The sequence below is a fragment of the Cohnella sp. GbtcB17 genome, from assembly GCF_019091135.1.
Taxonomy (GTDB): domain Bacteria; phylum Bacillota; class Bacilli; order Paenibacillales; family Paenibacillaceae; genus Cohnella.
Map to the genome: position 1 here is coordinate 25,806 of NZ_JAGXJW010000006.1, position 24,992 is coordinate 50,797.

Sequence of the window (24,992 nt, forward strand, 5' to 3'; positions counted from 1 at the left end):
AGCCGCAAACGAAACATACGGGAGGGTTCATGGAATGAAGAATGTTCTGAAAGTGCTTACAGCTTCAGTAGCGGCAGCTTCATTGATGACAGCGTTATTGACCGGGTGCAACGGAAAAGAAGCTTCCCCCGACGCTTCGACGGCGGCAGCGGCCGCGGGGACAACGGCAGCGTCCAAGGGAGCGGAGCCGGCCAAGGAAGTCGGATTTCCGAAATCGCTTACTTATTGGGTGTCGCTCAACCCGAACGTAGCCGCCACCATGAAAAACTATAATGAGATCGCCGCATACAAGGAAATGGAAAAGATCACGGGCACGAAGGTGGATTTCCAGCATCCGCCGGTCGGCCAGGAGCTCGATCAGTTCAACCTGATGCTCGCCTCGGGCAAGCTGCCGGACGTGATCGAATTCGGATGGGCCGGCGCCGCCAAAGGACCGGACAGCCTGATTAAGGACAAACAGATCCTCCGGCTCAACGAGCTGATCGAGCAGAACGCGCCGAATCTGTCCAAAGTGCTGGCGGAAAATCCGGAGTTTCGCAAGCTGGTCACGACGGACGAAGGCAACATCTACGTCATGCCGTTCCTGCTCGGAGATCCCATCCTCGCCGTCGTCAACGGTCCGGTGCTGCGCAAGGACTGGCTGGATAAGCTGGGCCTTGCGGTTCCGAAGACGCTGGCGGAGTGGGAGACGGTCCTCACGGCTTTCCGCGACAAAGACCCGAACGGCAACGGCGAGAAGGACGAGATCCCTTATTTGTTCTCGATCGCGGATATGGACTTCAACCACTTGTTCGTAGGGGCATGGGGCATCGGCTCCGACTTCTACAACGACAACGGCACGATCAAGTACGGCCCGGTCGAGCCGCAGTTCAAACAATTCCTGGCTACGATGGCCAAATGGTACAAGGAAGGCCTGATCGATCAGGATTATGCGACGACCGACGGCAAGCTGAAGGACGCCAAGGTCACGAACAACCAGCTCGGCGCGCTGTCCGCGTATCCCGGCAGCGGCATCTCCCGCTATACCTCTCTTACCCAGGCGAATACGCCAGGCTTCAAGCTCGTCGGCGCGCCTTATCCGGGGCTGCAAGCGGGCGACAAGGTGATGGGGCAATACACGATGCCGTTCACGGGCATCGGCGCGGCGATCACGACCTCGGCGAAGAATCCGGCGGAGATCGTCAAGTGGCTCGATTACAAATACGGCGAGGAAGGCCATATGCTGTTCAACTTCGGCATCGAGGGCGAGAGCTATAAGATGGACAACGGCTATCCGAAATACACGGATCTGATCATGAACAATCCGGATAAGCTGCCGGTCACGCAAGCGATGGCCAAATACTTCCTTGCTAGCTTCAACGGTCCAATGGTGCAGGATAAGCGCTACATCGAGCAGTACTTCACGATGCCGGAGCAGCGCGAGGCGCAGCAGGTCTGGTCGCAGGCGGATCACAGCAAGGAGATGCCGCTGGTCACTCTCACGGCGGACGAGAGCTCCAAGACGTCCTCGATCATGAACGACGTCAAAACGTACCGGGACGAGATGATCAACAAGTTTATCATGGGCACCGAGCCGATCGATAACTTCGACAAGTTCGTCGACACGATCAAGGGAATGGGCATCGACGAGGCGATCAAGGTTCGTCAGGCGGCGCTCGACCGTTTCAATAAACGGCAATAAATAGCGGCCAAGCGGAAAATGGGGAGGGGGAAGGTCTGTCCTCTCCCTGCCGTCGGCGGCTAGGAGTGCCGGGCGGGATCGCCACAGGAGACGAAAGGAGGGCATGCGAATGTCCCTGATGCTTAAGCGGGAATCCGGTACGGCGAAGCCGGCGGCCAAGAAGGAGGGCTGGAAATACGGCACCCTACGCGATCTCCGGATCAACAAATATATTTACATCATGCTTGTGCCGGTCGTCGCTTATTACGTTCTGTTCTATTATGTGCCCATGTATGGCTTGCAGATCGCATTCAAGGATTATTCCCCCGGCCTGGGCATGTGGGGGAGCGATTGGGTCGGCTTTCGGTATTTTAACGACTTCTTCAACAGCTACTACTTCTGGCGGCTGCTTCGCAATACGCTGCTGCTCAGCTTTTACGAGCTGCTGTTCGGCTTTCCCGCCTCGATCATCCTCGCTCTTCTGCTGAATGAGCTTCGCAGCTCCCGGCTGAAGCGATTCGTGCAAACGGTAACGTACATGCCTCACTTCATCTCGCTGGTCGTCGTCGCCGGGATGCTGGTGGACTTCCTGGCCAGAGACGGCCTCATCAACAACGTGCTGTCGTGGTTCGGCGCGGAGCCGGTTGCCTTCCTGCGCGAGAGCGGCTGGTTCCGGACGATCTTCATCTCGTCGAACGTCTGGCAGAGCGTAGGCTGGGGCTCCATCATCTATCTGTCCGCGATGTCCGGCATCGATCCTTCTCTGTACGAAGCCTCGCGCGTCGACGGCGCCAGCCGCTGGAGGCAGACGCTGAGCGTCACGCTGCCGGGGATCATGCCGACGGTCGTCATCCTGCTCATCCTCCAGATCGGTCACTTCATGAGCGTAGGCACGGATAAGATCCTGCTCCTGTACAACAGCTCGACCTACGAGACGGCCGACGTCATCGGCACCTTCGTGTACCGGAAGGGTATTCTTGAATCCAACTTCAGCTACAGCTCCGCTGTCGGCTTGTTTAACGCGCTCATCAACTTTACGCTGCTCGTGCTGGCCAACGCTATCAGCCGCCGGACCAGCGAAAACAAGCTTTGGTAAGGAGGTGGGGCTCTCATGAAACGCAGCTTTGGAGAACGCCTTTTCGACGGCTCGAACGTCGTGCTCATGCTCCTGCTTTCCGCGGTTACCCTCTATCCGTTCCTCTACGTCCTGATCGCCTCGATCAGTGATCCCGCATGGGTGGTGAAGATGCGCGGCCTCATCTGGTATCCGCACGGCTTTTCGCTGGAGTCGTATAAGCTCGTGTTCGACAATCCCGCGATCTTGACCGGTTACGGGAACACACTGCTCTACGTCGTCGCCGGCACCGCGTTGAACATTTTCATGACGTCGCTGGGGGCGTACGCGCTCTCGAGACAGAGCGTGAAGTGGAAAAATCCGGTCATGTTCATGATCGTGTTCACGATGTTTTTTAACGGCGGCCTGATCCCGACGTACCTGCTCATCAACAACCTCGGCATGCTCGACAGCCGCTGGGCGCTCATCATCCCGAGCGCGATGAGCGCCTACAACCTGATCATCATGCGGACGGCCTTTCAGAGCGTGCCGGTCAGCCTGGAGGAATCGGCGAAGCTGGACGGCGCGAATGATTTTACCGTCTTGTTCCGCATCATATTGCCGTTGTCCATGCCGGTCGTGGCGGTCATGATCCTGTTCTACGGCGTCAGCCATTGGAACAGCTGGTTCAATGCGCTGATCTACTTGCGTACCCGGGAGCTGTATCCGCTGCAGCTCATTCTGCGGGAGATCCTCATCACGAACAGCACGGATTCGATGATGACAGGCGTCGGCGGCGCAGACAAGATGCCGATCGGAGAGACGATCAAATACGCCGCGATCATCGTGGCGACAGTGCCGATCCTGCTGCTGTACCCGTTTCTGCAAAAATACTTCGTCAAAGGCGTGATGATCGGAGCGGTGAAGGGGTAGCCGGGAAAGGGCGGGCATACTTTGAAACATCGGTTAATTCCGTGTGCGCCCATCCCGATCATTCCCTTGGGCAAGCAGAAGGCTGTAGTCGCAATTCCTACAGCTTTCTCGTCCCTTTACTCTTCTATTAGCAGGAATCAGACCTTTTTCTGGGCAAGCAGCGCCAAAAAAATATGCTCCATGATCGCAGGAAGTTCCTGATGGTGGAAGTTGGGGAATCGGGTTCGATTGGTCAACGTGGATTGTGCTGGAGGATGAATGTGATGCGGCTCAGTGGCCGTCTGGTAACGAGAGTCGCCGTCATGGGACTCGCTGTGGAATTTCAAGATGTCTTGTCCATCTTGGTTGACCCAGTTGTAGTAAGAAACCTCAATAAGTCCGCCACTCAATTCCTCCGTGACTAAAAGCCGTGAGCCATCCTTGAAGATGAATGTATGGCGTGTGACTCGGATGCTTGTTAGTAGCCCGGTCCCGTCCCCATCGCGTGAATCTAGAAGGACAGCGTCAAAGTCCCTCTCGAGTTGACTAATGTTGGAGGGGAAGCGCATTACCGGTCCTCCCGCTTTTCTATGAATCTTAGCAGGTTAATCCATTGCTCCGCATCTCGCGCTTCGCCGGGCGTAAGGTCCGATTTCTTTGCCAATGTCTCTTCCCACGTGCCACCGTATTTCTCCTCAAAATAAACGACGGTATTCAAACGATCGGCCAGTTCTTCGGCAGCCGTCATGGGTTTGTTTCTTCCCAAGCGTGCTTGCTCCAACTCATAGCGCTGTGCAACTTCTGCGACCGTAGAGTTTGCGCCTGTTGGGGCTGTGTACACAGCGTTCTCCGGAATGCGCGCCTGCTTGAACCGCTCCCCCTTTTCCACGCCTTGGAACCGCCCTTGGTTGATCCAGTTGTTAATCGTGGCTACGCTGACTCCAAAAAAACGGGCTGCTTCTCCTGTCGTGAACGTCCGAAATGAAACGGGAGCGGAGTCGACGCCGAGCGTGACCATGTAGAGAAGGGCGCGTTGGAGCGCTTGCGGCGTATTGCCCGTCGTCAGTAACTGCTCGATGGACTGAAGGACGTCCGTCGTGTCTTTTGTGGACGACCGCTCGATATAATTAGCCAGCGCTTTGACGAGAAGCGCCGCTTTTTCAGAATTCTCTAATTTTAGATATGGCTTCATGTTTTCCGACAATGCGATGGCTTGAGCAATGGCCATTTCCTTCTCAATCACGTCAAACATATACACTCACCTCACCTCCAGTCTAGCAGTTACTTCTTAAAACTTCAATTAAATTAAATTAACCTTTAACGAACAATAATTAAACTTATAACGGTTATTCCTCATTATAGACTACTGACAAAAGAGTTATTCCATGAGCTTTCCGAGGTGAGTCGCCTGGCGATGTTTTTACGCTGCCTATAATTTCTCACCCCGACAGTGCAGAACGTTTAAAAGAAATGGATTGACAAATCGAATCAATAATATTAAATTAATATTATCAAATTGATAATAATAAGCGATCGATCGGGTATACACCGATGAAAGTGGGAAATCTTTTATGAATCTTAAACTAGAACAATTGCGACGCTCATACAACGCTGGCGAGAAGCTGCAGTTTTTGTTTTTCTGGGGACATACGCCGCCGGCGGACGGAAGCGTAAATCAGAGCTGTTTGAGCCAATGGTGGATGTCCAGATTCGAAATCGAGGATGTCGTCTACTCGTGCACGGAACAGTATATGATGGCGGAAAAGGCGCGGCTTTTCGATGATGGTGACTCGCTTTGCAAAATTATGAATGCCTCGCAGCCAAAAGAAATGAAGGCCCTGGGTCGGGCGGTCAAAAATTTTAAAAATGCGCTTTGGGAGCAGAACTGCTATGAGATTGTGAAGAGAGGCAACTTCGCAAAGTTCTCGCAGGACCGCAAGCTAGGGGCATACCTAAAGTCGACGCAAAATCGAATACTGGTAGAAGCAAGTCCGTATGATCGGATATGGGGAATCGGGTTGGAACAGAGCCATCCGGATGCAAAAAATCCTTTAAAATGGCGTGGTTTGAATTTGCTGGGGTTTGCATTGACTGAGGTTAGGGACGGCTTGTTAGAGGGGGAGAATTCGACGTGGACCGAAAATTAATAGCACAAGATACGCTCAAATATATGCAGCAAGGATATTATACGATTAACGGAAATCAAGTGAATATCGCTGAAAAACAGAAATACGCGGAAGATCGTAGCGTACTGACCACGCCGGAGCAAGCCGAAGCGGAAGTAAAGCATATTCGCGTTCATTCGGAAGGTCCGTTGGCTGATTGTTCGGTAGAGAATGTGGCGACCGTCAAAGCGATTCTGAACTTGGCTCGGTCGGGAAAAGAGCATGTAGGCGTTCTTAACTTTGCCAGCGCCAAAAATCCGGGAGGCGGATTTTTAAACGGAGCCATGGCACAAGAGGAAAGTCTGGCTGCGTCAAGCGGTTTATACGGTACGCAACTTCGGCACGAACGATTCTATAAGGCCAATCGCGCATGCGGTTCAATGATGTATACTCACCATGCGATCTACTCTCCGAACGTCGTTTTTTTTAGAGATGAGAAGTTTAACCTTCTGGCCGAGCCCGTCACGGCTTCGGTGCTGACACTGCCCGCCGTTAATTACGGCCAGGTCGTATTAAAGGGAGAAGATACCGAGCAGGCGTTGCGCGTCATGAAGGAACGAATGCGAATTGCGTTGGCGCTGTTCGCTAAAAATGGAGACAAGAATCTTATTCTGGGGGCATTTGGCTGCGGCGTTTTTAAGAACGATCCAGTAAAAGTCGCAGGCTGGTGGAGAGCGCTTTTGGTTGAAGAACGCTATGGTTCGCTTTTTGAACATATTACTTTTGCGGTGCTGGACGGTTCGAAGAATCGTGCGTGCATCAAGGCTTTTGAAGACGCATTTGGCAAGGAAAACCATCATAAATAGATCAACAAGCTGTGTCGTACGACCTTGTTCAATGGCTCACCAACGAGGAAAACAATAACAAACCTTGAAAGAAGGCCAGCCGTCCTGGGGGACGCTGGCCTTTTGACGTTTGCGAGGTCTGCCAACTTATGAGGAAAGCCGCCCACCTAAGGAGAGACCCCTCTTTGCCCTTTATTTGCTCTGAAGCGCTATGAATTCTCGCACCAACGCCCCGAACTCCTCCTGCCGCTCGCTGGCGGCGTGCTTCTCCGCCATTGTGAGCACGTTTTGCAGCCGGCTCTCCCCGACGCCTTCGCTGTCCTTCATGATCTTGGCGAATTCGGCGACGGCGGCGATGAATAGGGTAGCATCGGACAACTCGCCCGAAGGGCCGATCGAGGCGGCAGACTCCCGCGACCGATTGTTGTCGTCCACGTCCTTGTACCGGACCGTAACCTTTCCCCACGGCTTGGACGAGGACGCGCCGTCCTTCAATTGAAGCTCGTAGAGCGCGGTGACGGAATGCCCGGCCCCGATCTCCCCGCCGTCTACTTTGTTGTTGCGGAAATCCTCATCGGCGACCGCGCGATTCTCATAGCCCAGCAGCCGGTAGCCCTTCACTTGCGCGGGATCGAAGTCCACCTGAATCTTGGCATCCTTGGCGATCGTCTGCAGCGTCTCCGTTAACTGCTCCTGGAAGATCTTCTTCGCTTCGTCGATGTCGTCGATATAGGCGTAAGCGCCGTTGCCTTTGTCGGCGAGCTGCTCCATCAGCACGTCATTATAATTGTCCATGCCGAAGCCGAAGGTGCTAAGGTACAGATTCCGCCCGGCGTAGTCTTCGATCGTGCGGAGTATGCCATCGGGACCGGTCTCGCCGATGTTGGCCACGCCGTCGGAGCACAGGACGACGCGGTTGATCGCGTTCTCGTCGTCATTGAACCTGCTTGCTATTTTATAGCCCAACAAAAGTCCTGCCTCCGCATTCGTCGAACCCTCAATTTGAAGCTCCTCGATGGCGGACAGAATCGTATGCTCATCCTCGACAGCAGTCGGCTCCAGCACCGTGCGCGCCGTTGAGCCGTACACGACGATGCCGACCCGGTCGTCAGGCTTCAGCTGATTGACCAGAAGCGCCAGGCTTCGCTTGACCAATCCGATCCGATTGTCCTGGTTCATAGAGCCGGACACGTCGATTACGAACGTCAGATTCGCTCTTTTCCGTTCCGCCGATTCGATCTCCTTGCCTTTGATGCCGATTCGCACGAGCTGCGTGCCGGCTTCCCCGAATGGTGAAGAGCCGGCGTCCACATGGATGGCGAACTTGCCGTCCTTGGGCGGCGCGTCGTTCAGGTCGAAGTAATTAACGAACTCCTCCAGGCGGATCGCTTCCTGCGGCGGCACGTTCCCGTCCTCGATATAGCTTCTCGCCAAGGTGTACGAGCCGGTATCGACATCCATCGCGAACGTCGACAGCCGATCGTCCGCGGTAGACACGTAGGGGTTGGTGCCGTAATCTTCAAAAAACATATCGTCGGGTGCCGAGGATCTCGGGACTGTTGTGCCGGACTCTACCGCCTTCGAATCTTTCCCGCTTGATGCGGCTTCGGATACCGACTGGGGCGCGCTGTCGTTCGACGAATCGTTATCGCTGCTCGAGCTGCAGCCTGCGACAATCGCACCAAGCAAAAGCACGAACCCCAAACTCACCCTTCTTCTCATCCTCGACACCCCCGATTAATTGTGCAGCGCTTTCGTTTTATTCCATGCGGTTCCATCGCTTTTTGTTACAGGAATATTACATACCTATTTCTATCGTGTAACGAAGCGATTGGTAGTTAGACGATCCAAGGCAAGTTAATGTTGCAAGCGTTGTAAAAATTATCCGCATAAAAAGTCAAAGTCCCGGCCATCGACTGGCCGGGACATAAATAGCTGATGCCGTCTTCAAGCCCCCACCCGCTGCCCGCCAACCGCCGGCGTACGGATCTCCACACACGTGCCGCTCCCCAGCTTGCTTGTGATGTTCACGCCGTATTGCGGGCCGAAGTAGAGCTTGATGCGCTGCGCCACGTTGCGGATGCCGTAGCCGAGATACACGCCGTCGTTCGGCGTGAGGATCTGGGCGATCGTCTCTTCGGTCATGCCGCAGCCGTCGTCGCGTATGCGGAACACGACGTAGTCGTCCTCCAACGCCGCTTCGATCGTGACGCGGATGAAGCCTTCGCCGCTCCAGGCGTGCTCGATGACGTTCTCGACGAAGGGCTGCAGGATCAGCTTGACCGTGTGGAAGCGGCGTACGGACGGATCGATGGCGAACTCGGCCGACAGCCGGTCCCTGAACTTGATGCGCTGGATGTCGATGTACGCCTTCACCTGCCCCAGCTCGTTTTCGACCGAGATGAACGTCTCGCCGTTGTTGAGCGAATTGCGGTAGAACTTGGAGAGCGCCATGACCATAAGCTGCAGCTTGTCGACCTCGCCGAACTGGGCGAGCCGGCTGATGGAGGACAGCGTGTTGTACAGGAAATGGGGGTTGATCTGCGCCTGCAGCAGCTTCAGCTCCAGCTCCTGCTCTTCGATCTTGGTCAGGTAGGTCTCCTTGATCATCCGGTTCATATGCTCGCCGAGCTGGTTGAGCGCGGAGGCGATAAAGGCGAACTCGTCCTCGCCCCGGTACCGGATCCGCCTGTCGTACTCTCCCTCCTGAAACAGGCGCAGCTGGGACACGATCTTGCCGACGCGCTTCGAGAACACACGGGAGATGAACAGGCTGGCGACGACGCAGACGACGATACTGACGAGGCTTAAGAGGATGGTTAGGTTCGTGAGGCTCTTCGCTTTATTTTCCAGCGCATGCGTCGGCACGACAGCGATCAGCTTCATATCGATGCCCTGCAGCGATTGGGAGATGACGATCTTGTTCGCCGAAGACTCGTCCCGCCAATCGCGCTGGATGATCCCGTCGTCCGAGGAATACATGACTTGCTCCCGGTCGTCGACCGCATACACGATCGTCCCGGTCCCGAGCTTGCGGTAGTCGAGACTCTGGAAGATGCCGGAGATCTTCGTCGCGATGCGGACGAAGCCGATCTGCTCCGGCGCGAACGGATCGCTGGAATCGACGAGCCGCCGTAGGAAGGAGATGTTGCCGTGCGCGCGGTCGTCTTCGATCTGCTGCCAGGACATGGTGACGCCGTACTGCTCCTTGGGGAAATCGCGGTACCACGCCTCGTTTTCGATGCGGCTCAGATTGAACATCTCGAAGGACTTCTTCTGCGATACCAGCGGATCGATCTTCGAATCGGACTTGCCGTACAGCTCGGGAAACGCCGGATTGTTGATATAGACGGTCAGCTTGATGTCCTGTCCGGTGGCGCTGATCGTGCTCTGGAATTTGGGAATGACGTATTTGACGGTACTCTCGTAGCTCTCCCAACCCATGTTGAAGTTCTGAATATCGGAGGCGAGCGTGTAGTCGTTGTACAACAGGTCGGAGATCCGTCGAATGTCCTCCAGCTTCATGGAGACGTTGTCTCCGATCTGCCGGAGCGTGTCGTTCATGTTGTCCCGGGCCTGCTCCTTTGCGGCGCTTACGTAGGTGAAGTAGGAGACCAGGCCGATGACGATGATCGGAATGAGACAGATCAGCATATACGAGACCAGCAGCTTGTAGCCGAACGGAATGTAGCGTTTGGGTTTATCGGTCATATGCGTCGCCTTCTTCCGCTTAGCTGAGCCTTCTGTATTCGAGGGGAGACAATCCGAAGCCGTCCTTGAACTGCTTGCTGAAGTAGTTCAGGTTCCGGTAGCCGACCTGATCCGCGATTTCGTAGATTTTGAGATTCGTATGCTTGAGCAATTCCTTAGCCTTCTCCAGACGCGCTTGAACGACATAATCGGAAAAGGAGATACCCGTCTCTTCTTTGAAGATGAGGCCGAGATAGTTGGGCGTATAGGAAAAAGCGTTGGCCGCGTTGCGCAAGGTGATCACCTCGTGCATGTGCGCGTGTATGTAGGCGACGATATCTTGGGCGAGCTTGCGGTTTTTCTTAAAAGTCAGCGAGGGGGAGGGCGGGAGCGTCTCCGGCCGGGCGTCCTGCCGCTTGACCATTTCCCGGTAGGCCTGCTCGGTCTCCTTCATCCCGCGCGCATAGTCCAGCTGTGCCTTCGCCTTGGCCAGTGCATCGTATACCTCATCATCGTTGACCGGCTTCAGGATGTAGGAGCATGCATTCAGGCTGAGCGCCTGCTTGGCATAGGAGAAGTCTTCGTAGCCGCTGATGAAGACGATCCGCAGGCCGTCGTTCTTCTCCTGGGCCAGCTTCGCCAGCTCCAGCCCGGACATGAGCGGCATGCGAATGTCGGTCACGAGCACGTCGAGCTCCGCCTCGGCGGCGTACTTCGCGGCGGCCACCGCGCTGTTCATCGCGCCGACGACCTGCATGTCCAGCCGCTGCCAGGGGATGAAGCGCTGCAGCGCCTCCAGATCCAGATCCTCGTCGTCCACCAACAGCACCTTGTACATTCGCGCTTCCCCCGTCCATGATGATGCAGAAAAGAGTACACTGTTTTTTCAGTATACTCTCTCCGGCTTGCGATTGGGCTTTTATTGACCGCTGATTTTCTTCAGGTTCTCCTGCCATCTGGCGGTCTCGTAGTCGAGCAGCTTCTGATAGCCGGCTTTGTTCGCCGAGGCTTCGCCGTCCGCGATGATCTTCTCGACCTCTGCGTTGCTGCCCGCGTAGAGCGCTTTGGCGATGACACTCGTCTCGATGTCCGCGACCTTCTGCAGCGCCTTGCCTTCTTCGGTCGACGAATCCGGTGCGAGGTTGGAAAATTGCGTCGTATTGTACGATGTCTTCCACGCGATCGTCAGCTGGGCTTCGGCGGCCCAGTCCCGTTGATCCTCGGGCAGCTTCATGTTGTTGGCCGCTTTGGAGCCGTCGATGAAGCTCGTATTGCCCGCCCATTGGAAGCTGTCCGTGATCGCCATGAACTTCGTCCGCTCTTCCACGTCGGTCTTGAACTTCTCCGTCCAGTTCGGCGCGCCGTTCTCGTCGACGCCGTCCCAGTACAGGCCTTCGGGTCCCCAGAAAATGACGCGCTCGCCCTCTTCCCCGGTGAGCCAGTCCAGGTAGGCGAAGATGCCCTCGGGATTTTCGGCTTCGGTCGTGATGACGTTGACGTTCCAGCCGATGCTGTCATAGTTGTTCGGGTATACCTTTTTCGGATCGACGCCTTCCTTGTGCAGCGGCCAGATCATCTTGTAGCCGGCTTCGGGATCGCTTTTCTTCAGCTCGGTCGTCGCCTGGCTGCCGAGGTCCGACGTGTCGTAGGAGGCATAGACCGCGACCTTGCCCGTGTTCAGCTTTTCGACGACCTGATCCTTCGTCTGGGTCAGCGCGTCCTGCGTGATGAGCTTGTCGCGGAACAACGAGCTGGCGAACGTGAGCGTCTCCTTGAACGTAGGGTCGGAGAACAGCGAAGTCAGCTTGTCCCCGTTCGGCACGAATCCGTAGGACGTGAAGGCGCCCGTGCGGTCCTCGCCGAAGCCGGAGAAGAGGATGCTGATGCCCTGTGTGCCGAAGCCGATATCGAAGGGCACGACGTCAGGGAACTTCTCCTTCACCTGCTTGAGGTAGACGCGCAGATCCTCGAACGTCTCAAGCTTGGGCGAGCCAAGCGCCGCGTAGATTTTTTTGTTGATCATATAGCCGCCGTTGCCCATCGGCGTGGACGTGTACCAGTTCGGGAACTGATAGAGCTTGCCGTCCTCGGAACGGAGCATGTTGAGCGTCTCTTCGCCGGCGTACTTCTTCAGGTTCGGATACTTGTCGAGATACGGGTCGAGGGCGACGAGCTTACCGGCTTTGCGCAGCTTCTCCACGAGCGGTCCGCGGTCCATGAACAGGACGTCCGGCAGATCGTCGGAGGCGACCATCGTATTGAACTTCTGGACGGAAGCGCCTTGCGCCGCGACGGGCGTCACGGTCACCCTTTTATTTTCCTGAATCCACTTGGTGGCGGGATCGCCGCCCCACGGCTGCATGGTGTACCAGTCATAGTTGCCGTAAAAAGAGAAGTTCACCGGCGTCTCGCCGAACACGAATCCGCTGGAGGCGGGAGGGGAAGCGGTATTTTCTTGTTTATTGTCGTTCGAGCAGCCTGAGACGGCGACGGCGCCGAGCGTCAGGGCCAGCACGCCGGCCATCATTCTATTTTTCTTCAACAGCGATCCCCTCGATTCTCTAGGTTATTATTCTTTTAACGAACCGACCATAACGCCTTTCACGAAGTACTTCTGCACGAAAGGGTAGACGAGAATGATCGGGATCGTGGCGACCATCATGGTGGCCATCGTGAGCGACTTGGTCGTGACCGAACGCGCCGAAGCGATATGGCTTTGCGCGGCCGCGCTGGTCTGCATCATCTGCTCGGACATAATGTTGGAGCTCAGAATCTGCTGCAGCAGCGTCTGGATCGGAAGCAGCTTCGTATCGGAGATGTACAGCGTCGCCGTGAACCAATCGTTCCAATGCCCGACGGCCGAGAAGAGCGCCAGCGTGGCGACGACCGGTCCCGAGAGCGGGAGCACGATCCGGAAGAGCGTCTGCCAGTAGCCGCATCCGTCGATTTTAGCGGATTCTTCAAGGTTGTGCGGCAGCTGTTGGAAAAAAGTGCGGAAGACGATCATGTTCCAAATGCTGATGAGACCGGGGATGACCATGACCCAGAACGAGTTCATGAGGCCGAGCGACCGGATCAGCATATAAGAGGGGATCAGTCCGCCGTCGAAGTACAACGGGATGATGCAGAAAATCATGTAATACTTGCGCCCGACCAGCTCCTTCTTTGACATCCCGTAAGCGAAGACGGCGGTCGCCGCGATCGACAGCACGGTGCCGATCACCGTGCGCAGGACGGAGATCAGAAAGGCGTGAACCAGGCGTTTGTCCTGGAAGACGATCTCGTAGTTGTCCAGCGTGAACGCTCTCGGCCAGAAGGTGATGCCCCCGAGCGAGGTGTCGGCGCCGGTGTTGAACGAGATGACGGCCGAATTCCAGAACGGATAAAAGGTTACGAACGCGAGCAGCGCCAGAAGCGCGTAGATGATGCCGGACGTGAGGCGGTCACCGTAGGATATTTTCATAGAGAGCTCTCCGCATCTGTATTTCTACCATAGACTGTTGCCGGATCTCCGGGCAAGGGCGTTCGCGAACGTCAGCAGGACGACGCTGATGACTGCCTTGAACAGGCCGACCGCGGCGGCATAGGAGAACAGCGAGTTCTTGATGCCGATCCGGTATACGTAGGTGTCCAGCACGTCGGAGACGTCGCGGACGATGTCGTTCTGCAGCAGCAGGATGTCCTCGAAGCCCGCGCTCAGCAGGTCGCCGATCGCGAGGATGAGGAAGATCGAGACGACCGGGAGAATGCACGGCAGCGTGATCGAGAAGATCTTGCGGAGCCGGCCCGCGCCGTCGATGTCTGCGGCCTCGTACAGATCGGGATTGACGCCCGAGATGGCGGCGAGATAGACGATCGATCCGAAGCCGATCCCTTTCCAAAGGCCGGTCGCGATGAGGATCCCCCAGAAGTAGTTCGGGATCGTCAGCCAGTTGACGGGCTCGTCGATCAGGTGCAGCTTCTCCAGGGCGATGTTCAGGCTGCCGTAGTCGGAGGAGAGCATGGTGAGCACGAAGCCGGACACGATGACCCACGACAGGAAGTGGGGCAGGTAGCTGATCGTCTGCACGATCCGCTTGAAGATCGGGATCCGGACCTCGTTCAGCATGAGCGCCAGCAGGATCGGAGCGGGGAAGCCGATCACCAGCTTCAGGAAGCTGATGGCGAGCGTGTTGCGCATGACCGTCCTGAACTCCTCCGCGCGGAGGAACTCCTTGAAGTTGTCCAGCCCGACCCAGGGGCTCGCGTTCAAACCTTGGAAAATGTCGTAGTCCTTGAACGCGATTACAATTCCGTACATCGGGACGTAGCTAAAGATAAAAATAAAGATCAGAGCCGGGATGACCATTAATTGCAGGTCCCACTGACGGAGCAGCAGTCTCTTCACGGCGGCGGGGCCTCCTTGAGCGGCGCATCCCGCGTCGCCGGGCGGCCGGCGCGCAGGACGCGTGCGATGATGGGTGTTACCAGTTCTTGCGGCTGTCTATTTTCTTAAGGTCGTTGTCCGTCCACTTGCCGTAGAGGAAAAAGGCGAGGTTCTGGACCTCCGGCTGCTCGGACCGGATGCCGGCATAGATCTGGCGGTACTCCGCGTTGGACCACCAGACGTCGAGACCCGGGATGATCTCTTTGTCGCCGATCTTGGCTCTCGTCTGGGAGAGAATGCCCGCGGCGTCGTACACCCAGGACGGCATGAATCCCCAGTCCGCGAAGTAGGCCATCGGGGAGACGAAGTCCACATGATTCTTGAATTTGGCCGCGTCCTGGCCGACTTCGGTGAATTCCGGCGGCAGAATGTACACGCCCGTAAACAGGTCGGGCACGATGCCGTCGATGTCGGCCGCCACGTCTCTGACGTAGTTGCCGATCTGCGTCGTTCGCCAGTCGTTCCACTGCCGTCTCTTGGCATTGTCGGTCGTGAAGTCGATCGTGGCGGGATCATAGCCGTAGAGGGAGCTGTATTTTTGCCGCGTATACGTGCCCATGTCCATGTTGTAGTCGTCGAAGCGAAGCCAGTCCAGGACCACGCCGTCCACGTCGTAGTTGGACACGATCTCCCGGATGATCGAGCGCTCGTACGCCTGAACGCCGGGATGGATCGGGTTCACGAAGTACTCGTTGCCGTTTGCGCCCGTGAATGGCGCGATCTGGCCGTTTTTAAGCGCCATCATTTTCCACGAGGCGTCATGGTCGAACGCGGCTTTGTCGTGGAATTGGGGGATCCAGGCACGGACTTGAATGCCTCTGGCGTGCGCTTCGGCGATGACGTCGGCCAACGCGTCGAACTGTTCGTAGCCCGGCGCGATCGGGGCGATCGCGCTGTCGTAGAATACATAGCCGGAAGGAACCGTATCGTCCTCGTCTTCCTTCACGTTCAGGTTGATGACCGAGACATGCCGGGTTGCCGCGCTATTCATGAACTTCACGACATCCGTGTGGTTGTGAAAATTCTCGACGGTCCGCACGATCACTTCGGTCACGAACGCACCGCTCGCGGCCTGGGCCGACTGCTCCTCCGAAATGGCGGTACCGCTGGCCAACAGGACGGCGGCCAAGGCCAAGCCGTGCTTGGCGGACTTTTTGAACATGGCTGGACTCCCTCTCCCCAATGATCTTCGACCGGTCGTTGCATTTAATTGTAGGGGGAAGGCGGGGATAAAAACACAATACGGATCAACGATAATTGCAAGAAATCAATGGAGAGTATATGCTTAGGTTACCTATTTAGTTGGTAACCGAATTACTTGGTGACCAATATGTTATGAAGGCCTAATCAAGGAGTGAGGACCTTGTCGAACGAGCAAAAGGAAATCGCAAAGCGATTGATGGCATCGTACTTCGAATCGCAAGCCAGCGGCAACATCATGCAGAATCGCGCCGTGCACAATCAAAAGCCGGGCGAGATTATGGTTCTCTATTTCATCAACAGGAATGTCAAGGACGACGGTCCGGGGTTGATGGTGTCGGAGATAAGCGGAAAACTGAATGTGACTTCGCCGACGGTAACGCAGCATATCAACAGTCTGGAGGCGCAAGAGCTTGTCGAGCGCCAGGCCGATCCAACCGATCGGCGGGTCGTCAGAATCCGGCTTACGGAGAAAGGCAATTCGTATATTCAACGCATCAATGAGGCGCGCCTTCAGATGTTCGTTGATCTCGTGGACCATCTGGGAGAAGAAGAAAGCGTACGCTTTGCCGAGATGATGAAGAAAGCCTCGGACTATATGCGTAAACAACAGGAGTTTTACTTTCGGAGTTTGTCTGCGGATGCACCTCAGGAATGAATCGGGGGAAAACGTTCGATTAAATTTCGGGAAGGAAGGTTATGAAGTATACGGTAATTACGGGAGCCAGCTCGGGAATCGGGTATGAGACGGCACTCGCTTTTGCAGCGCGCGGGAAAAACCTCATCTTAGCTGCTCGCAGAACGGAGGAGCTGGAAAAGTTAAAATCGGCAGTGGCCGGTATGAATCCGGAGCTGGATGTCGTCATTCGAACCGTTGACTTATCCGTTGCGACAGACGTTTATTCCTTTTACGATAGTCTTAGTGATTATCGAATCGAGACCTGGATCAATAATGCCGGATCGGGAAGCTTTGCATCCGTCGGGGAGCAAAATCTAGACAAAGTGACGACGATGCTCCACTTGAATATAGAAGCCTTAACCATACTGACTTCTCTCTATGCGCGCGATTATGCGGGTGTCGAAGGGACGCAGCTCATCAACGTTACTTCGGGCGGGGGCTACCAGCTCGTCGGCAATTCGGTTGCCTACTGCGCGACGAAGTTCTATGTTAGCGCTTTTACAGTAGGCATCGCACAAGAGTTGAAGGGAAAAGGAGCCGCCATACAAGTAAAAGTCCTGGCTCCTTCCGCAACGGTGACTTAGTTTATTAAAAACGCGTTGGATTTAGAAGCGTTTCACTATGAAGGCGTCGTTCCCAAATACCATACGGCTAAAGAAATGGCTGCGATTATGCTCGATCTTTACGACAGCGATCAAGTTGTCGGTATCGTAAATGGAAGTACGTACGATTTTGAATTGAGAGATCCCATTTATCCATATGCGGGGAGGCAAACAAAATGAAAATCCAACGCATCGACCACATCGGCATCAACGTCAGCGACCTCGACGCGGCCAAAACGTTTTTTCTCGAATTCGGACTCGAGGTGCACGGAGAATGGGAAGCGGAAGGAGCTTGGCTGGACGAGATCGTCGGGCTTGAAAAAGTGAAAACATCCTGTGTCGCATTGCGCTCGTCGGATGGCGAGACGTGGCTGGAGCTGGTCAAGTATATCGCGCCTTCGGACAAAAACGGTGTTCAGCAGACGCATTCGAATACGCTAGGCATCCGACATATTTGCTTTGCCGTCGACGATATCGATGCGCTGGTCGACAAGATGAAAAAGAAAGGCATGGAAACGTTCAGCGACATCCAAAACTACAAAGATATGTATAAGATGTGCTACGTGCGCGGGCCGGAGGGCATTATTTTGGAATTGGCAGAGCGGATCGGGTAAATGCGGATTGCTGTGACGAGTCGGGACTAATTGGTTTGGCGTCCAGCCGCCGCCGCAAGCGATAAAAGCAACGCTACAGGAGCGACGAAGGCGCCGGACCGTGCTGCAAGCGAGAAAAGCGCGGCTACAGCGGAATGCCGTCGCTGCAAGCGCCAAAAGCAACGTTACTGAAGTGACGAAGGCGCCGGACCGTGCTGTAAGCGACAAAAACGCGGTTACGGAGGAAAGCCGGGCCGGCCATGTATGCAAAGAAGGGAACGCCAGGGAGCTATGCGCTCCGGACGTTCCCTTCTTAACGGTCTATGCCAGGATCCGGTCGATCCGATCCAGCTCCGCCTGCGTGAACGACGGCTGGGCGAGCGCGCCGACTGCGTCTTCGATCTGCTCGACCTTGCTCGCGCCGATGAGCGCGGACGTGACGCGGCCGCCGCGCAGCACCCAGGCCAGCGCCATCTGCGACAGCTTCTGCCCGCGTTCGGCAGCCAGCTCGTTCAGCTGCCGAACCTTCGCGATGAGCGCCTCGTCGATGCCTTCGGCGCGCAGGAACACACTTGGTCCCGCCGCACGCGAGTCGGGGGCGATGCCGTTCAGGTAACGGTCGGTGAGGATGCCCTGATTCAGCGGCGAGAATACGATCGAGCCGATGCCCTCTTCGTCGAGCACGTCCTGCAGTCCGTCCTCGATCCACCGCGACATCATGGAATAGTTCGGCTGGTGGATCAGGCAAGGCGTCCCCAGCCGCTTCAGAATGCGCGAAGCCTCGCGTGTCTGCTCGGGCCTATAGTTGGAAAGGCCAACGTACAGCGCTTTGCCCTGGCGGACGACGAGATCGAGTGCCGCCATCGTCTCTTCCAGCGGGGTGTCCGGATCGGGACGGTGATGGTAGTAAATGTCGACGTAATCGAGGCCCATCCGCTTGAGGCTCTGATCCAGGCTGGCGACGAGGCCTTTCTTGGAGCCCCATTCGCCGTAAGGACCGGGCCACATATAATAGCCGGCCTTCGTAGAGATGATCAGCTCGTCCCGGTAAGGACGCAGGTCGTCCTTCAGCATGCGGCCGAACGACTCCTCCGCGGATCCGGCAGGCGGGCCGTAGTTGTTCGCCAGGTCGAAGTGCGTGATGCCGAGGTCGAACGCGCGTCTGACGAGCGCCCTGCCATTTTCGTACGTATTAATGCCGCCGAAGTTATGCCACAGGCCGAGCGAGATGGCCGGCAGCTTCAAGCCGCTCCTGCCGCTGCGATTGTATGTCATCGCGTCGTACCGGTCTTGCCTTGCCAAAAAGGTCACTTTGAGCACTCCTTCTCATGAGATTAGGCTCATTATAGTTCGTCCGAGGAAATGAGCCTATGTCTGCATGGAAGGAAAATATGTCATAATGTCTGATTTTGACGGAACTAGCGATATTGTTTGGGCGGCACGCCTTTCAGCTTTTTGAACATTTTGGAGAACAGCAGCGCATCCCGGTATCCGACCGAGCGCGCCACTTCTCCGACCGTGTACTGTCCTTTTCTGAGCAGTTCGCCGGCCCGTTCCATCCGGTAATGAAGCAAATATTGCTGCGGGGGCAGACCGGTGGCTTCCTTGAAGATGACCGACAAATATTTGCGGTCCAGCCCGAGCGTCGCCGCCAGCTGCTCGACCGTGATCGGCTCGCAGAAGTGGCAGTGGAGGAAGTCCAGGCTGCGGTGTACGTAGGCATCCTGCTTGCGGACGGGCAGGACGAAGCCGCTTCCCGCATCCGCGGACGCCGGCATTTGCTCGACGATCGACGTGAGCACGTCGATCAGCAGCGACGTGAGCCGAAGGTCGCGGTTGACCGGCCGGCCCTCCGCTTCCCGCAGCAGCTCGTACAAATTCGGCATCAGCCGCATATCCATCGGGAATACGGGCGCTTCCGGCGTCAGCCGCGTTCTCGCGAGCACGTCCGCCACCTGATCGCCGCGAAATCCGATCCACGAATATGTCCACGGTTCAACGTGATCCGCCTGGTAAAAGATGACCTTGTCCGGATAGGCGAGGAAGGCTTGTCCAGGCGCCAGCCTGTACGTCTGGCCGCCGGCCTGCACGATGCCGGTTCCCCGGTGCACGAAGTGGATCTTGTAATGATCGCGCACGCCGGGTCCGAAGGCATGGCCGGGGTCGCAATCCTCTTTGCCGAAGTGGGTTACGTAAAAATCCGGATTGTCCCGGAACGGGCGGTCGGGATTGTCATGAAGTGCTCTCATCGGCGTCCGCTTCCCGTTCTTAATACGGATTCGTATTCAACATGCTCGCCGTCTTGATGTACATGCGCTGAGGCAGCTTCAACTGGGCGACGATGTATTCGGCCATGTCCTCCGGGTGCATATACTGCGCTTCCTTGCCTTCCGCGATCAGAGACGAGCTCTTGGCCAGGTCGGTCGCGATCGTGCTTGGCGTCAGCGCGGTCACACGGATATTGTTGCGGCGTACTTCCTGCGCGAGCGACTCGGTCAGACCGATGACGCCGAACTTCGAAGCGCTGTAGGCGCTCGAGCCGGGCGCGCCGTTGAGCCCGTTCGTCGAGGAGATGTTGATGATGTCTCCGGCGTTTTTGGCGATGAGCTGCGGGAGGACGGTGCGCGTCACGTAGAAGGTTCCGAGCAGATTCACTTCGATGATTTTTTTCCAATGCTCGGGGTCCATCTCGACCAACTTCTCGAACGTGCCGATCCCGGCGTTGTTGATCAAGATGTCGGCGTCGCCGATCTCTCCAACGATCTTGCCGACCGCATGCTCGACCTGCGCGAGAGAAGACACGTCCGCCGCCGCATAAGCGACCTTGACGCCGAGCGCTTCGATATCGCGCGCGACGCCCAGCAGATCGTTCTCCGTACGGGCGATCAGGCCGACATGAACGCCTTCCCGAGCGAGCTCGAGCGCCACCGCCTTGCCGATCCCCTTGCCGGCCCCGGTCACGATCGCTACTTTTCCTTTGATGATCTGCGCCAAGATAGACACTCCTTCATTTGCGAATGGGTACATGCTACTGCAATTATATCGGATTCGTCCGGGCATCCCAAATCGATGCGTACAGAGGAGCGATCTCCGGCGGCAAGCATCCGTTCCTGCATAAAATTGGTTCCCGCTTGGAAAACCATACATAAACCGATTCGCTGGTCGGAGGTGGTATGCATCGCTGGGGAACGAATGTCCAAATCGCTGACCGTCAATCTCGATCGGCTGCGTGACGTCTACAAGCAATGCGGCGATCTGGAGGTCAAGGAGTGGCGGTACGGGCCGGACCTGAAGCACCGGGCCGCCTCCGTGCACTTCAACACGTTGGCGGACAACGACATGAATTATATGAAAAGCGTCCTGCAGGATCTGTCGAACCATACGATCGGGCCTGGGCTCGACGTCACGCCGGAGATGATCCGCCTTTTTTTCGGCGCGCAGGGCGTATCCGCGAAAAGCGCGAGCATGGAGCGCGATTGGACGGCTGCCGACCGACTCCTGCTGCAAGGCTACGCGGCACTGTTCGTCGACGGCTGGGATCAGGCGCTCTGCTTCGAGACGAAAAGACTGGAGGCCCGTCCGGTCGGGGAGCCGGAGACCGAGCCGGTCGTCCAGGGTCCGCGCGAGGGCACGGTCGAGGATCTGCAGAAAAACGTCGGCATGATCCGCATGCGGCTGCAGACGCCGGCGCTGAAGTTTCAATTTTTCAGAGCGGGCGGGCACTCCAGCACGAAAATCGGCTACGGGTACCTGGACAGCGTCGTCGATCCCAACCTGCTTGCCGAATTCGAGCGAAGGCTGCAGATCTGCAAAGGAAAGGGCGACATCATCGATACGTCCTTTATCGAGGAACTGATCGAGGATCGCCCGCTGTCGCCGTTTCCCCAGTTCCGGTATACGGAGCGGACAGACGTAGCCGCAGCTTCCATGCTGAACGGCAAGATCGTTCTGCTGGTCGAGGGCTCCGGCTCGATTCTAATCTGTCCGGGTCTGTTCTTCGATCTGATGCAATCGAGCGAAGACTACTATCAGCGCGTGCTCGTCTCGAACTTTATCCGCTGGCTTCGCTTCGTCGCCTTTTTGATCGCCATCTCGCTGCCCAGTCTGTACATCGCGGTCTCGACGTTTCACACCGAGCTGATCCCGACCGTTCTGCTGCTCGCGATCGTCGACTCGCGCGAAGGCATTCCGTTCGGAGCTTTCGTCGAAGCCGTCATCATGGTGTTTTTCTTCGAGCTGCTCAAGGAGGCGGGCATCCGCCTGCCGAGAAACGTCGGTTCGGCGGTAAGCATCGTCGGCGCGTTGGTCATCGGGGAGGCCGCCATCAACGCGGGCATCGCGTCGCCGATCATGGTCGTCGTCGTCGCGCTGACGGGGATCGCCTCGTTCTCGCTGCCCCAGTACAACCTGTCTATCGCCCTGAGGCTGATTCAGTTCCCGCTGATGGCGCTCGCTTCGATGCTCGGCGGCTTCGGCATTTTGCTCGGCTACCTGTTCATCTGGCTCCATCTGGTCACCCTGACCTCGCTGAACATACCCTATCTGACGCCGCTCGCGCCCTGGAAGGCAGACCAGTTCCGCGATTCGCTCGTTCGCACCAGGCTGCCCGCGCTCATCCGGCGGCCGAGGCCGCCTCGTTCCACCTAATCTTCCGCCGCGGAGGTGCCGCATGATACGCCGATACGCGACCTTGGGACGACTCCTCCTCCTCGCATCCATGCTCGGTCTGACGCTGACCGGCTGCGGCGACCGGGCCGAGATTCCGCAGAAAGGCTTCGTGATGGGGCTCGCGCTGGACGAGGCGCCCGGGGAGGCCATCGGGCTGACCGTGCAGATCTTCAAGCCCTCCCAGAACATCGTGGGGCGGGGCAAGCCGGACAAGGCCTACATCAATATCAAAACCGACGACGAGTCGGTGATCGAAGCGATGAGAGACATTACGATTCATCTCGGGCGAAAAGCCCAGTGGAGCCATATGCGGATCATCCTGGTGAGCGAGGCGCTCGCGCGCAAGCAATCGCTTCTGCGGCTGCTCGACTTTTTGTACCGCGATCACGAGCCCAGACTGACCACCCACCTGCTCGTCACCAAAGGAGAAGCGGCCGCTTACATGGAGACGGCGCCTTACATCGAGAACTCGGTCAGTCAGCAATACTTCCTGAGCGAACAATCCTCGCACAAGATGACGGGCAAGTCGGTCTCTGCCAATCTGCTGCAGCTTGCGCTTCAATCCCGCAGTCCATCGGCGGTCGCGATGATCCCCTACCTGTACGAGCGGGATTCGCGCGGCGAATCGGCGCCTACCGTCGCCGGCGCGGCGATTCTCGTCGACGGACGGCTGCGGGAGGTCGTCCCGGCCGGGCTGCTCGAAGGCGTTCAAATGCTCGACGATGGCTACCAGAACGGGATCGTAGAGGTGCCTTGCTCTACCGATCCGAGCGCTCAACGCGCTCAACGGGAGGACTCGGTGGAGGTGCTGTCGACCAAGACAGAGATGCGGGTCCAGCCTGCTGGAGACCATCTCCATCTGATCTTCCGGCTGAAGGCCGTCACTGCGCTCTCGGAGCTCGTTTGCGGGCGGACGCTCGCACAGGAGCAGGAGCAAGCACTTGAGCGGCGGATCGAAAAAGCGATGGTGCAAACGATGAGCGAGAGCATGGATTGGCTTCTGCAAAAGCAGCTGGACGTTGTCGGCGCGGGAGACCGGCTGTTCGAGCGCCATACCGGGCTGTGGCGGCAATGGAAGCCGGATTGGCCGCGGCGGTTCGCCCGCTCTACGTACGAGGTGCACGCGGAAGCCACCATCCTTACCTCGGGCACCAACATCGGCAAGCCGATCGACGACAGAATGGGTGATTCGTAATGCGGTTGCTGCTGTTTGCGGCGCTCGTCGGCTTTCTGGCGCACGATTGGACGGTCGGCGGACTGCGAAGCGCGAGACCGCGGGTCAAGCTCGTCTATGCGCTGCTGCTGGCGGCCGCCGGCTACCACATGCTGATCGTCATGGGGACGATTAACGCGCCGTCCTACTACGACCTCTTCGTGCGAATCTACGGCGGGGGCGCGAAGCGCATCATCGCTCATCTCAAGCCGTAAGGAGGATCCTATGTGAAAAACGCGATAACGCCGAAGCAGATCGCCGTGCTGCTGTTCGTTTTTTTGACGGGCTCCTCTATCATCAATATTCCGGCACCGCTCATCCTGCTCAGCGGCAACGAGGCCTGGATCTGCCTGCTCGCGGCCGCGGGGCTCGGAATGCTCCTTCTGATCCCGCTCGTCGGCCTCGCCCGCCGGTTCCCCGGCATGGACTTCGTCGAGTACGGCTCCAAGCTGCTGACGCGGCCTGTAGCCGTCGCGCTCGGCCTTCTGCTCCTGATGCTGCAGATTCACACGGTGGCGGGCATCGTCACGGATATATCCATGTTTCTCAAGAGCTCGATGATGCGCAATACGTTTTTTGGCTACTTTACGATCCTGACCTCGCTCGCTGTGGCGCTCACGGCCCGAGTCGGCGTCGGCCGGTTCGCCGGCATGTTCGGCTTGCTGATGATCTCCGTCATGCTGTTCGTCGTTTTTAATATATCGTTGGCTTCGCCGGGCGTTCACCCGAACTTTTTGCTCCCGATTCTCGACGAGGGGGTTAAGCCGGTCTTGCACGGCATTTATTTTATTTACGGTTTTCCGTACGGGGAGCTGGCCTTGTTCTGCATGCTGCTGCCGTATGTGCGATTCGGGGACAAGGACCGCATCGGGGCGAAAATGACGCTGGCCGTCGCGCTGAACGCGGCTTCGCTGCTCGCCGTCACGCTGGCTACCGTGCTCGTCTTCGGTCCGATCGCGGGGGAGCGCAAGTATTCGATGTTCGAGGTCGCGCGCACGGTCTATGTGACCGAGATCTTCGAGCGGCTGGAGGCGCTGATGGGTTATTCCATGATCGTCGCGTCCTTCATGAAGGCGACCATCGTGCTCTTCACCGCCCATCTGACCTTGAACAGCGTGCTCAAGCTGCCCCGGGACAATCGCCAGCTGCTGTTTCCGCTCGCCTTTTTTACGGCGCTCATCTCGCTCGCAGCCGGCTTTCGCGGCGAAGCGTACTGGAACTTCATCGTCTCCGGCATACATCCGTTGTGGGTGCTCACTTGCGGCACGGTGCCGCTGCTCGTCGCGTACGCAGTATCGCTTGCGCGCAGGCGGGCGGCCTGATCGCTTCGGTAGAGGAATTTCGC

Annotated in this window: 23 protein-coding genes and 1 pseudogene; 12 read left to right on the forward strand and 12 right to left on the reverse strand. The window is 57.1% G+C overall.

Features of this window, described 5'->3' with window-relative positions; all coding sequences use genetic code 11:
- Positions 1-34 precede the first annotated feature (34 nt).
- From KVT38_RS04390 to KVT38_RS04400, 3 genes are all read left to right on the forward strand, one after another.
- On the forward strand, positions 35-1,681 hold the full coding sequence (locus tag KVT38_RS04390; protein ID WP_217592478.1) for a type 2 periplasmic-binding domain-containing protein: 1,647 nt from the start codon (positions 35-37) through the stop codon (positions 1,679-1,681).
- A 109-nt stretch (positions 1,682-1,790) separates the two neighbouring features.
- Entirely contained in the window at positions 1,791-2,756 is a 966-nt protein-coding gene (locus tag KVT38_RS04395; protein ID WP_217592479.1) for an ABC transporter permease, read from the forward strand.
- A gap of 15 nt (positions 2,757-2,771) precedes the next feature.
- Positions 2,772-3,647, forward strand: coding sequence for a carbohydrate ABC transporter permease (locus KVT38_RS04400; protein ID WP_217592480.1), 876 nt, complete (start codon positions 2,772-2,774; stop codon positions 3,645-3,647).
- Between the two features lie 137 nt (positions 3,648-3,784).
- Here the strand turns inward: KVT38_RS04400 and KVT38_RS04405 are convergent, their stop codons facing one another.
- Together KVT38_RS04405 and KVT38_RS04410 are read right to left on the reverse strand one after the other, a co-directional pair.
- Positions 3,785-4,195: a toxin-antitoxin system TumE family protein gene (locus KVT38_RS04405; RefSeq protein WP_217592481.1), complete on the reverse strand. Its 411-nt coding sequence runs from the start codon at positions 4,193-4,195 to the stop codon at positions 3,785-3,787.
- On the reverse strand, positions 4,195-4,878 hold the full coding sequence (locus tag KVT38_RS04410) for a helix-turn-helix domain-containing protein (RefSeq protein ID WP_254638994.1): 684 nt from the start codon (positions 4,876-4,878) through the stop codon (positions 4,195-4,197). The genes KVT38_RS04405 and KVT38_RS04410 overlap by 1 nt, the downstream gene beginning before the upstream one ends.
- A 319-nt stretch (positions 4,879-5,197) precedes the next feature.
- On the opposite strand from KVT38_RS04410, the gene KVT38_RS04415 reads away from it, so the two are divergent.
- Positions 5,198-5,773, forward strand: coding sequence for a riboflavin biosynthesis intermediates N-glycosidase (locus tag KVT38_RS04415; RefSeq protein ID WP_217592483.1), 576 nt, complete (start codon positions 5,198-5,200; stop codon positions 5,771-5,773).
- Positions 5,758-6,597 carry a TIGR02452 family protein gene (locus tag KVT38_RS04420; protein WP_217592484.1) on the forward strand — a complete coding sequence of 280 codons (840 nt, stop codon included), beginning with the start codon at positions 5,758-5,760 and terminating at the stop codon, positions 6,595-6,597. The genes KVT38_RS04415 and KVT38_RS04420 overlap by 16 nt, the downstream gene beginning before the upstream one ends.
- A 171-nt stretch (positions 6,598-6,768) precedes the next feature.
- On the opposite strand, the gene KVT38_RS04425 is transcribed toward KVT38_RS04420, so the two are convergent.
- From KVT38_RS04425 to KVT38_RS04455, 7 genes are all read right to left on the reverse strand, one after another.
- Positions 6,769-8,298, reverse strand: coding sequence for a vWA domain-containing protein (locus KVT38_RS04425; RefSeq protein ID WP_217592485.1), 1,530 nt, complete (start codon positions 8,296-8,298; stop codon positions 6,769-6,771).
- Between the two features lie 225 nt (positions 8,299-8,523).
- Positions 8,524-10,287 carry a cache domain-containing sensor histidine kinase gene (locus tag KVT38_RS04430; protein ID WP_217592486.1) on the reverse strand — a complete coding sequence of 588 codons (1,764 nt, stop codon included), beginning with the start codon at positions 10,285-10,287 and terminating at the stop codon, positions 8,524-8,526.
- Positions 10,288-10,306: 19 nt separating this feature from the next.
- Positions 10,307-11,104 carry a response regulator transcription factor gene (locus KVT38_RS04435; protein WP_217592487.1) on the reverse strand — a complete coding sequence of 266 codons (798 nt, stop codon included), beginning with the start codon at positions 11,102-11,104 and terminating at the stop codon, positions 10,307-10,309.
- Between the two features lie 81 nt (positions 11,105-11,185).
- Entirely contained in the window at positions 11,186-12,811 is a 1,626-nt protein-coding gene (locus KVT38_RS04440) for an extracellular solute-binding protein (protein WP_483298158.1), read from the reverse strand.
- Between the two features lie 24 nt (positions 12,812-12,835).
- On the reverse strand, positions 12,836-13,729 hold the full coding sequence (locus KVT38_RS04445) for a carbohydrate ABC transporter permease (RefSeq protein ID WP_217592488.1): 894 nt from the start codon (positions 13,727-13,729) through the stop codon (positions 12,836-12,838).
- 24 nt (positions 13,730-13,753) lie between these two features.
- A complete protein-coding gene (locus KVT38_RS04450) occupies positions 13,754-14,614 on the reverse strand; it encodes an ABC transporter permease (RefSeq protein WP_217592604.1) in 861 nt (286 codons plus the stop codon).
- Between the two features lie 115 nt (positions 14,615-14,729).
- The gene (locus tag KVT38_RS04455) at positions 14,730-15,854 is read right to left on the reverse strand and encodes a family 10 glycosylhydrolase (protein WP_217592489.1); all 1,125 of its coding nucleotides are present in this window, start codon (positions 15,852-15,854) and stop codon (positions 14,730-14,732) included.
- Positions 15,855-16,055: 201 nt separating this feature from the next.
- On the opposite strand from KVT38_RS04455, the gene KVT38_RS04460 reads away from it, so the two are divergent.
- The 3 genes and pseudogenes from KVT38_RS04460 to KVT38_RS04470 all read left to right on the forward strand — a co-directional run bounded on the left by KVT38_RS04460 (position 16,056) and on the right by KVT38_RS04470 (position 17,787).
- Positions 16,056-16,550, forward strand: coding sequence for a MarR family winged helix-turn-helix transcriptional regulator (locus tag KVT38_RS04460; RefSeq protein ID WP_217592490.1), 495 nt, complete (start codon positions 16,056-16,058; stop codon positions 16,548-16,550).
- Positions 16,551-16,591: 41 nt separating this feature from the next.
- Positions 16,592-17,353: pseudogene (locus tag KVT38_RS04465) on the forward strand (SDR family NAD(P)-dependent oxidoreductase).
- Positions 17,350-17,787 carry a VOC family protein gene (locus KVT38_RS04470; RefSeq protein ID WP_217592491.1) on the forward strand — a complete coding sequence of 146 codons (438 nt, stop codon included), beginning with the start codon at positions 17,350-17,352 and terminating at the stop codon, positions 17,785-17,787. Before KVT38_RS04465 ends, KVT38_RS04470 begins: the two are co-directional and overlap by 4 nt.
- Before the next feature lie 300 nt (positions 17,788-18,087).
- Here the strand turns inward: KVT38_RS04470 and KVT38_RS04475 are convergent, their stop codons facing one another.
- From KVT38_RS04475 to KVT38_RS04485, 3 genes are all read right to left on the reverse strand, one after another.
- Positions 18,088-19,077 (reverse strand): aldo/keto reductase, encoded by a 990-nt coding sequence (locus tag KVT38_RS04475; protein WP_217592492.1) that lies wholly within the window; start codon positions 19,075-19,077, stop codon positions 18,088-18,090.
- 107 nt (positions 19,078-19,184) lie between these two features.
- A complete protein-coding gene (locus tag KVT38_RS04480) occupies positions 19,185-20,015 on the reverse strand; it encodes an AraC family transcriptional regulator (RefSeq protein WP_217592493.1) in 831 nt (276 codons plus the stop codon).
- Between the two features lie 19 nt (positions 20,016-20,034).
- Positions 20,035-20,760 carry a 3-ketoacyl-ACP reductase gene (locus tag KVT38_RS04485; RefSeq protein ID WP_217592494.1) on the reverse strand — a complete coding sequence of 242 codons (726 nt, stop codon included), beginning with the start codon at positions 20,758-20,760 and terminating at the stop codon, positions 20,035-20,037.
- A gap of 198 nt (positions 20,761-20,958) precedes the next feature.
- Between KVT38_RS04485 and KVT38_RS04490 the strand changes: the two genes are divergently transcribed.
- From KVT38_RS04490 to KVT38_RS04505, 4 genes are read left to right on the forward strand one after another with little or no spacing between them, the layout of a single operon-like run.
- Positions 20,959-22,413: a spore germination protein gene (locus KVT38_RS04490; protein WP_217592495.1), complete on the forward strand. Its 1,455-nt coding sequence runs from the start codon at positions 20,959-20,961 to the stop codon at positions 22,411-22,413.
- A 22-nt stretch (positions 22,414-22,435) separates the two neighbouring features.
- Positions 22,436-23,629: a Ger(x)C family spore germination protein gene (locus KVT38_RS04495; RefSeq protein WP_217592496.1), complete on the forward strand. Its 1,194-nt coding sequence runs from the start codon at positions 22,436-22,438 to the stop codon at positions 23,627-23,629.
- A complete protein-coding gene (locus KVT38_RS04500; RefSeq protein ID WP_217592497.1) occupies positions 23,629-23,862 on the forward strand; it encodes a hypothetical protein in 234 nt (77 codons plus the stop codon). Before KVT38_RS04495 ends, KVT38_RS04500 begins: the two co-directional genes overlap by 1 nt.
- A gap of 12 nt (positions 23,863-23,874) precedes the next feature.
- Complete coding sequence (locus KVT38_RS04505; protein ID WP_217592498.1) at positions 23,875-24,969, forward strand: GerAB/ArcD/ProY family transporter; 1,095 nt, start codon at positions 23,875-23,877, stop codon at positions 24,967-24,969.
- Positions 24,970-24,992 lie beyond the last annotated feature (23 nt).